Source organism: Serratia sp. A07 (assembly GCF_058725505.1).
Genome location: NZ_JBZXDO010000233.1, coordinates 1 through 655, shown reverse-complemented (window position 1 = coordinate 655; position 655 = coordinate 1). Strand labels below are relative to the sequence as shown.

Here is a 655-nt window from a genome sequence, read left to right as displayed (position 1 = left end):
ACGTTTCCATCACCCGCGGGGGTCTCGATGTCAAACACGGCGTCTGGCGCGACCTGTTCTTCAAAAAACAGCAGGTCGAAGAAATCTGGCGCGGTGCCGTCATCCGCTTGCTGCGCGCCAGCTATGACCGCGTTAACCCGCCCTCCCTGCCCGGTCTCGGTCACATCCGCGATGAAAAGCAGTGGAAACGCTACCTGCAGGCGCAATACCAGCGCCACTGGAAAGTCCACTTCGCCAAAAAGACCCGCGGTGCCTGGCGCAGCGTAAAATACTTGGGCCGTTATCTGAAACGCCCGCCGGTGGCGGCGTCGCAGTTGCGCCATTACCGTGGTGGCTCGGTGGTGCACCAGTACTACGACCACAATACCCAGCAGCATAAGCGCCAAAAGCTGACTCAGGAGGAGATGCTGCGCCGTTACGTCAGCCATATCCCGGCGCGACATTTTAAAATGGTGCGTTACTACGGCTTCCTGGCCAACCGCAAGCGTGGCACGTTGCTGCCGAAAGTCTACGAGGCATTGGAGATGACGCCACGCGAAAAACCGCAGAAGCCGGGGTTCGCTGTGCTGATGAAAGCGTTCCTGGGCACAGATCCGTATCAGTGCATTCTTTGCAAAGGCCGGTTGCGTTTTGCCGGCGCCATGGCGGGCGAGCA

General features: G+C 59.4%; 1 protein-coding gene. It reads left to right on the top strand.

Annotation, left to right across the window (positions count from 1 at the left end; genetic code table 11):
• Positions 1-655, top strand: a 655-nt coding sequence (locus AC4PR2_RS29480) for an IS91 family transposase (protein WP_492176123.1), incomplete at both ends; no start/stop codon positions are given.